Annotated in this window: 1 protein-coding gene; it reads left to right on the forward strand. The window is 69.8% G+C overall.

Annotation, left to right across the window (positions count from 1 at the left end; genetic code table 11):
• Positions 1-268 (forward strand): hypothetical protein (locus tag ACRHNM_RS16865; RefSeq protein WP_431137772.1); only part of this gene is annotated, 268 nt, incomplete at both ends.

Consider the following 268-nt stretch of genomic DNA (forward strand, 5'->3'; position numbering starts at 1 on the left):
GTCTATGCGCTGGCCGCCTGGTTCAACCTGCGCATTCCGCTGACCGACACCATCCTGCGCCCGCTGCGCCAGGACCCCAGCAAGAGCCTGCTGGCCAACACCCTGGCCCTGCTGCCCGACTTCTGGACCTGCAGCCAGCGGCTGTGGGGGGACAAGCTGGGCCAGATCTCGCTGTCCACGACCACGCTGTTCTGGGGCGTGTCGGGCAACCTGCGCTACATCGTGCTGGCCTGGGGCGCGGCGGCCCTGGGCTACGGCACCTCCCAGG

The sequence above is a fragment of the Psychroserpens mesophilus genome (assembly GCF_050617655.1).
In the GTDB taxonomy this organism is placed as follows: domain Bacteria; phylum Bacteroidota; class Bacteroidia; order Flavobacteriales; family Flavobacteriaceae; genus Psychroserpens; species Psychroserpens mesophilus_A.